The following is a 7,697-nucleotide window of genomic DNA, read 5'->3' on the forward strand; positions in this document are numbered from 1 at the left end:
CGCCCGCGGCGCTGGTCGCGGGCGGCGCGCTGGCCGGGACGGGGCTGGCGTGGGCGTGCGGGCTGGCGGCGCGGGGGCCCGCGCGGCGGTACGGACGGGCGGCGGAGGCCCGGCTGCGGGACGCGGCGGTGGGCTGCGGACGGGCGCGGGTGCTGGCGCCGGTGGGGGCGGAGCTGGCGCGGTACCGGGAAGTGCGGGCGCAGTACGTGATCGCGGCGGGGGAGGGCTGAGAGCGGGACCGGGCGGCGGTTCACCGGGACGAGTGAGCGGGTTGTCCACAGGCTGGGGGTTGTGCACAGGCTCCGGCGCGGGGATCGGATCGCGGGCAGCATGGGGGTCGGCGGTCCGCTGGGCCGCCGGGGGAGAGCGGGATCGCGGGAGAGCGGGGGAGCGCGGGCATGCACGAGACCTGGACGACGGTGGTGGGGAACGCGGCGACGCGGCCGGATTTCTGGGAGACGGCGGCCGGGGTCGCGGTGGCCCGGTTCCGGCTGGCGGCGACGGTGCGCCGCTGGGACCGGAAGAGCGAGGGGTGGGTGGACGCGTATACGAGCTTCTATACGGTCTGGACCTGGCGGACCCTCGCGGCGAACGTGGCCGCTTCGGTGTCGCTCGGCGAACCGCTGCTGGTCCACGGCACCTTGCGGGTGCGTGAGCGGGAGAAGGAACGGGAGCGGGAGCCCGAGAAGGCGCAGCAGGGTGCGGGTGCGGGTGCGAGTACGGGTGCGGGCTCGGGGGAGAGCGGGCCCAGGCGGTGGATCACCGCGGAGATCGACGCGGTCGCGGTCGGGCACGACCTCACGCGCGGCACCTCCGCCTTCCGGCGGGTCTCGCAGGCCAAACCGCTTTCAAACGTACCGACCGGGGCAACGACCCTCTGACCAGGGGGGATTTATCGATAATCCCAGGTCATTTGGGGTCTGTGGGGCAGGTAACAATTCCGATTCGGATCGGTTGGGGGCAGGTCCAATCGGGGATCGTGCGGCTTCTCGCTCCCTAGGATCCCTGAGTGCCCAACGGGGGTTACTGAGCTTTGAGTTCGCTGGCGTGGCGCATCAACTGACTGGCGCTCGCCCGGAGGGGAAACCATGATTTCTGTGAAGAGGCGGGGTGCCGCTCGTCTTGCGGCCGCCGTCCTGGCGTCAGGGCTGGTCGCGGTGGGCGCGCTGGCCGGCGCCGGAACCGCCGCCGCGGACGATGTGCCTTCGGGGAACGGTGGAGCCACGGCCACGCTGAGCGGCCTCAAGACCTTCGACAAGGCGGTCATTCACGACAAGGGTGACCAGGAAGTCGGCGCCGGTCTCTTCGAGATGGCGGTCGACAACGGCGGCAGCATCCAGACGTACTGCATCGATCTGCACAATCCGACGCAGAGCAAGGCGAAGTACGAAGAGAAGCCCTGGAGTCAGACCTCGCTGGCGAACAACCGCGAAGCGGGCAAGATCAACTGGATTCTCCAGAATTCCTATCCCCAGGTGAACGACCTCGCCGAACTCGCCTCGAAGGCGGGCTCCGGTGCCCTCACCGAGAAGACCGCGGCCGCCGGTACCCAGGTCGCCATCTGGCGCTTCTCCGACAAGGCGAAGGTCGACGCGGTCGACCCGGCGGCCGAGAAGCTCGCTGACTACCTGGAGAAAAGCGCGCGGAACCTGGCCGAGCCCAAGGCCTCGCTGAGCCTCGACCCGCCGGCCGTCTCCGGCAAGGCAGGTGAGCGGCTCGGTCCGGTCTCGGTCCGCACCAACGCCGAGAGCGTCACCCTCACCCCGAGCGCCGAGGCCGCCGGATCCGGCGTCAAGCTCGTCGACAAGAGCGGCAAGACGATCACCAGCGCCGCCAACGGCTCCGAGGTCTACGTCGACGTGCCGTCCGACGCGGCCGACGGCTCCGCCACGCTGACCGCCCAGGCCGCCACCAAGGTTCCGGTCGGCCGCGCGTTCTCCAGCGACACCAAGAGCCAGACGCAGATACTCGCCGGTTCCAGCGAGAGCACCGTCTCCGCCTCGGCCACCGCCCACTGGGCGGAGAAGGGCGCGGTCCCGGCCGTCACCGCCGAGAAGGACTGTGCCGAGGGCGGTGTGGACGTCACGGCGACCAACAAGGGCGACGAGGCGTTCACCTTCACGCTGCTGAACCAGAAGTACACGGTCGAGGCCGGTCAGTCGAAGACCGTCACCGTTCCGGTGAACGAGGACCAGAGCTACAAGTTCAGCGTCCGGGGCCCGAACGGATTCCAGAAGACCTTCTCCGGTGTCCTCGACTGCAAGACCACGGGCAGCGGCACCGGCGGCAGCGACACCCCCTCCTCCAAGGCGGGCCCGGCGTCGGCCGGCGGTACCGGCGGTGGCGAGGTCTTCAGTGGTGACACCACGGCCGTCGACGCCACCGCCGGTGGTGACCTCGCCGAGACCGGGAGCAGCAGCTCCACCCCGCTGATCGCGGGCATCGCCATCGCGCTCGTCGTGGTCGGAGGCGGCGCGATCTTCTTCGTCCGCAAGAAGAAGGCCCCCTCGGGCGAGTGACCGCCCGGCGGGTGACCGCCGGCGACGGACGGTGAGGAAGGGCCGGGGCCTCGGCAGAATGCGAGGTTCCGGCCCTTCTCGCCCGGGCGGCCGCCCCGGACGGCGGAACAACTGGTTTCCGCCTCGGGCCTGCCGTACGGCAAGATGGGGTGGGGTGTCTCTGCCCTGGACGCGGCGGAGCCCGCATGCACCCATGCGGCGCGCCCGCACATCGATACCTACCAGATTGCCGGACGGTTTCTCTTGGCTGAGTTCATCTACACCATGCGCAAGGCGCGTAAGGCGCACGGCGACAAGGTGATCCTCGACGACGTCACGCTGAGCTTTTATCCCGGCGCGAAGATCGGTGTCGTGGGCCCCAACGGCGCCGGTAAGTCGACGGTGCTGAAGATCATGGCCGGGCTGGAGCAGCCGTCCAACGGCGACGCCTTCCTCTCGCCGGGCTACAGCGTGGGCATCCTGCTCCAGGAGCCCCCGCTGGACGAGTCCAAGACCGTGCTGGAGAACGTCCAGGACGGCGTGGCGGAGACCAAGGGCAAGCTCGACCGCTTCAACGAGATCGCCGAGCAGATGGCGACCGACTACAGCGACGCGCTGCTCGAGGAGATGGGCAAGCTCCAGGAGGAGCTGGACCACGCCAACGCATGGGACATGGACGCCCAGCTGGAGCAGGCCATGGACGCCCTGGGCTGCCCGCCCGGGGACGCGCCGGTCACCAAGCTCTCCGGTGGTGAGAAGCGCCGCGTCGCGCTCTGCAAGCTGCTGCTGGAGGCCCCCGACCTGCTGCTCCTCGACGAGCCCACCAACCACCTGGACGCCGAGTCGGTCCAGTGGCTGGAGCAGCACCTCGCCAAGTACGCGGGCACCGTCGTGGCCATTACCCACGACCGGTACTTCCTGGACAACGTCGCCGAGTGGATCCTGGAGCTGGACCGCGGCCGCGCCATCGGCTACGAGGGCAACTACTCCACGTACCTGGAGAAGAAGCAGGCCCGCCTCAAGGTCGAGGGGCAGAAGGACGCCAAGCGCCAGAAGCGCCTCAAGGAAGAGCTGGAGTGGGTCCGCTCCAACGCCAAGGGGCGCCAGGCCAAGTCCAAGTCCCGGCTGACCCGTTACGAGGAGATGGCCGCCGAGGCCGAGAAGACCCGGAAGCTGGACTTCGAGGAGATCCAGATCCCGCCGGGCCCGCGCCTGGGCAACGTCGTGGTCGAGGTGGAGAACCTCTCCAAGGCGTTCGGCGAGAAGGTCCTCATCGACGACCTCTCGTTCACCCTGCCGCGCAACGGCATCGTCGGCGTCATCGGCCCCAACGGCGCCGGCAAGACCACGCTCTTCAAGATGATCCAGGGCCTGGAGACCGCCGACGCGGGCAAGATCAAGGTCGGCGACACCGTCAAGATCTCCTACGTCGACCAGAGCCGCGCCAACATCGACCCCAAGAAGACGCTGTGGGCGGTCGTCTCCGACGAGCTGGACTACATCAACGTCGGCCAGGTCGAAATGCCGTCCCGCGCCTATGTCTCCGCCTTCGGCTTCAAGGGCCCGGACCAGCAGAAGCCCGCCGGGGTGCTCTCCGGCGGTGAGCGCAACCGCCTCAACCTCGCGCTCACCCTCAAGCAGGGCGGCAACCTGCTGCTCCTCGACGAGCCGACCAACGACCTCGACGTCGAGACCCTGTCCTCCCTGGAGAACGCGCTGCTCGACTTCCCGGGCTGCGCCGTGGTCGTCTCCCACGACCGCTGGTTCCTCGACCGCGTCGCCACCCACATCCTGGCGTACGAGGGCGACTCCAAGTGGTTCTGGTTCGAGGGCAACTTCGAGTCGTACGAGAAGAACAAGATCGAGCGGCTCGGCCCGGACGCCGCCCGTCCGCACCGCGCCACCTACAAGAAGCTCACCCGGGGCTGAGGGGATGGCCCGGCATATCTACTCCTGCCCCCTGCGCTGGTTCGACATGGACGCGTTCGGCCATGTCAACAACGTGGTCTTCCTCCGCTATCTGGAGGAGGCGCGCGTCGATTTCATGTGGCGGCTGGCGCCTGGGAACGGGAGTGACGCGTTCACCGGCGGGGTGGTCGTGGCGCGGCACGAGATCGACTATCTGAGGCCCCTCGTCCACCGGCACACGCCGGTGACCATCGAGACCTGGGTGAAGGAGGTCCGCGCCGCGTCCATCGACCTGTGCTACGAGGTCAAGGACGAGGAGACCGTGTACGTGCGGGCCGCCACCCGCATCGTCCCCTTCGATCTCGAAGCGGGCCGGCCGCGCCGCGTCACGTCCGAGGAGGAGAGCTTCCTGACCGACTACCTGGAGCCCGAGCCGGGCACCGGGGAGGCGGCCGGGAAGGGAGCCGGGAAGTCCGCCGAGGGGGCCGTCACCGTATGACGGCCTTCCAGCCCGAGCTGCACTTCGCCGACGCCGGGGAGGCGGCCGACCTCGCCGCCTTCCTGGCCCGGCTGATCCACTACGACCGCGCCGCCGCCGTCCGGCTCCAGGCGGGCGGCGGGGTGCTGGCCGTCTTCGGCCGCCCGCCGTCCTTCGAGGTCCTGGCCATCCGTACGGCACGGCTGGAAGCCGTCGTCACCGCGGGCGCCGCGGACGCCGGGACGTCCGGCGGGCCGGGGGCGCTGGACACCACCGTCTCGGCCGGTCAGTTCGCCGACGCACTGGATGCGGCGGGCTCCGGCACGACTACGGCGTCCGAGGGGCTCACCGTCGCCGTGCCCGAGGCCGTCACCGGCCCGCCCTGGGCCGGGCTGCTGCCGCCGCGCGGCGGCTGGCGACGGGTGCCGGGGCTGCCCGGCACGGACGAGGTGCGCGCGGCGGTCGCGGCCGCGGTCGCCGAGTTCCGGGCCCGTGACGAGGCGCTTCCCGAGGAGCACCGTACGCGCGCCGAGCGCGACCGCATCGGCCACGAGATCTGGTCCCGCACCCTCGGGGACACCGGACTGCCGCTGCGCGCCGTGCACGCCGCCCAGTCGCTGGGCTTCCTGCGCCCCGCGCGGGCGGGCGCGCCCGCCGCCACCGGCTCCCGCGGTGCCACCGCCTTCGCCCCGCAGACCGAACCGCTCGGGCTGCTCGCCGCGGGCGGCTGGCTGCGGCTGCGCACCCCGTACGGCTCGATCGCGGTGCGTACGTCGGGGCTGCCAGGGCTGACCGTGACACCCGCCTAGGGCGGTGCCGTCTCAGCCCTCCGTGTTGACCATGGAGGCGGCCGCGTAGGTGAGGTAGTTCCACAGCTGGCGCTCCAGGTCGGGCGCCAGCTCCAGTTCGTCGACCGCGTCCCGCATGTGCTTCAGCCAGGCGTCATGCGCCGCCCGGTTCACGGTGAACGGCGCGTGGCGCATGCGCAGCCGCGGATGGCCGCGGTTGTCGCTGTAGGTGCGGGGCCCGCCCCAGTACTGCATGAGGAAGAGCACCAGCCGCTCCTCCGCCGGGCCCAGATCGTCCTCGGGGTACATCGGCCGGAGCAGTGGGTCCTCCGCGACGCCCTGGTAGAAGCGTCGGACCAGGCGCCGGAAGGTCTGCTCGCCGCCGACCAGCTCGTAGAAGGTCTGCTCCTGAAGTGTGCCGCGCGGAATGTCTTTCACGCCTCCATGCTCTCAGACCACCCGGCCTAGGTAAGGGGGCGTAGGCCCCGCCCGGGTAGGGGGCCCGCCCGGCGGAGCGGGGCGGTGGCGCACGCAGGACAGTGGAGGCATGGGCGGCGCGGGCGTGACGGAGACGGGCGGCGGGCGCGGACGGACGGGCGATCGGCCCGATCGTCACGCCGAGGCGGCCGCCGTGGCGCGGGCCGGGCTCGTCCGGGAGATGACGGCGGGCGGCGGGCTCACCGATCCGCGGTGGCGGGCGGCGTTCGCGGAGGTACCGCGCCATCTGTTCGTGCCCTATTACTACGAGGCGGGCGACGAGGGCGGGGCGGCGCTCACCACCCGGCTGTGGCGGGACGACCGGAACCCGCTGCGCCGGGCCCGCTGGCTGGCCGGGGCGTACGCCGACGCGCCCCTGGCGACGCGGGCGCGCGACGGCGAGCTGATCTCCTCCAGCAGCCAGCCGTCCCTGATGGCGCGGATGCTCGACGCGCTGCGGGTGCGGGACGGGGACCGGGTGCTGGAGATCGGCGCGGGCACCGGCTACAACGCGGCGCTGCTCGCCCATCGGCTCGGCGACGCCCGGGTGACGACCGTCGACCTCGACCCGGAGATCACCGAGGCCGCCCGCAGACATCTCGCCGCGGCCGGATTCCGCCCGGCCGTCATCACCGGCGACGGGGCGCGCGGCTGTCCCGCGCGTGCCCCCTACGACCGGATCATCGCGACGTGTGCCCTGCCGTCCGTGCCGTCCGCGTGGCTCGGGCAGTGCCGCCCCGGGGCGCTGGTGCTGATGCCGCTGGCCACCGGGCTGATCGTGCTGCGGGTCCGCGACGCCCGGCAGGCGGAGGGCCGGTTCCTGGCCACTCCCGCGTACTTCGTCCCGCTGCGTGGCAGCGGGCCGCCGCGCCCCGTCCCCACGCACGGGCTGCCGTCGTGGCCGCTGCTGGACGACTCGTTCCGCTTTCTGCTGAACCTGGCCGCGGGCCGGCTGGAGCCGGTCGAGGCGCTGGCGCTGTGGGAGCACGAGGGGCGCCCCGGGCGCGAGCGCTACGGGGTCACGGTGCGGGGCGAGCGGCAGTGGGCCTGGCTGGACGACGCGGAGGGCGCGTACGCCTGGCCGCTGTGATGAAGCCCGGAGCCGCGGCCGGACCGGGGCCGGGGCGAAACGCGCCCCGGCCCGTGAGCCTCAGGGCCTAGCCGCGGCGGACGGTGATCGTCGTCCAGGCGCCGACGTGCACCCGGTCGCCGTCCTGGAGCGGTATCGGCACATACGGCTGGATCGGCTCCTCGCCGCCGTTGATCGTCGTGCCGTTCGTCGAGTCCTGGTCGACGACCGCCCAGCCGCCGTCCGGCTGCTGGACGAGGACCGCGTGCTGGTGCGAGACGCCCGGGTCCTCGGGCGCGCGCCCGAGGTCGATGTCCGGGGCCTCGCCCGTGCTGTGGCGGCGGCGGCCGATGGTGATCTGCTGGCCGTTGAGCGGCAGTTGCTGCTCGGGGGAGTACGCCGGGAGGTTCAGCCCGGCGGCCTCCGGGCCGCTGACAGGTGCATCATCGCCGTGAAGTAGTCACGGTCCGGCCCGACGA

7 protein-coding genes and 2 pseudogenes are annotated in these 7,697 nt (G+C 71.8%); 7 read left to right on the forward strand and 2 right to left on the reverse strand.

Annotation, left to right across the window (positions count from 1 at the left end; all coding sequences use genetic code 11):
• The 6 genes and pseudogenes from SSOG_RS29265 to SSOG_RS29290 all read left to right on the forward strand — a co-directional run.
• Positions 1–230: pseudogene (locus tag SSOG_RS29265) on the forward strand (ATP-binding protein); the annotation flags it as partial.
• 168 nt (positions 231–398) lie between these two features.
• Positions 399–881, forward strand: coding sequence for a single-stranded DNA-binding protein (locus SSOG_RS29270; protein WP_009717876.1), 483 nt, complete (start codon positions 399–401; stop codon positions 879–881).
• A gap of 207 nt (positions 882–1,088) precedes the next feature.
• Positions 1,089–2,519, forward strand: coding sequence for a Cys-Gln thioester bond-forming surface protein (locus tag SSOG_RS29275; protein WP_039938971.1), 1,431 nt, complete (start codon positions 1,089–1,091; stop codon positions 2,517–2,519).
• A 243-nt stretch (positions 2,520–2,762) separates the two neighbouring features.
• The gene (ettA, locus tag SSOG_RS29280; protein ID WP_009717878.1) at positions 2,763–4,427 is read left to right on the forward strand and encodes an energy-dependent translational throttle protein EttA; all 1,665 of its coding nucleotides are present in this window, start codon (positions 2,763–2,765) and stop codon (positions 4,425–4,427) included.
• Positions 4,428–4,431: 4 nt separating this feature from the next.
• Complete coding sequence (locus SSOG_RS29285) at positions 4,432–4,905, forward strand: acyl-CoA thioesterase (RefSeq protein ID WP_009717879.1); 474 nt, start codon at positions 4,432–4,434, stop codon at positions 4,903–4,905.
• On the forward strand, positions 4,902–5,693 hold the full coding sequence (locus SSOG_RS29290; protein ID WP_039938972.1) for a DUF8185 domain-containing protein: 792 nt from the start codon (positions 4,902–4,904) through the stop codon (positions 5,691–5,693). Before SSOG_RS29285 ends, SSOG_RS29290 begins: the two co-directional genes overlap by 4 nt.
• A gap of 12 nt (positions 5,694–5,705) precedes the next feature.
• On the opposite strand, the gene SSOG_RS29295 is transcribed toward SSOG_RS29290, so the two are convergent.
• A complete protein-coding gene (locus tag SSOG_RS29295) occupies positions 5,706–6,110 on the reverse strand; it encodes a globin (protein ID WP_009717881.1) in 405 nt (134 codons plus the stop codon).
• 109 nt (positions 6,111–6,219) lie between these two features.
• On the opposite strand from SSOG_RS29295, the gene SSOG_RS29300 reads away from it, so the two are divergent.
• Positions 6,220–7,239: a methyltransferase domain-containing protein gene (locus SSOG_RS29300; protein ID WP_050800004.1), complete on the forward strand. Its 1,020-nt coding sequence runs from the start codon at positions 6,220–6,222 to the stop codon at positions 7,237–7,239.
• 67 nt (positions 7,240–7,306) lie between these two features.
• Here the strand turns inward: SSOG_RS29300 and SSOG_RS49115 are convergent.
• Positions 7,307–7,697 (reverse strand): annotated as a pseudogene (locus SSOG_RS49115) (FHA domain-containing protein); the annotation flags it as partial.

The sequence above is a fragment of the Streptomyces himastatinicus ATCC 53653 genome, assembly GCF_000158915.1.
In the GTDB taxonomy this organism is placed as follows: Bacteria; Actinomycetota; Actinomycetes; order Streptomycetales; family Streptomycetaceae; genus Streptomyces; species Streptomyces himastatinicus.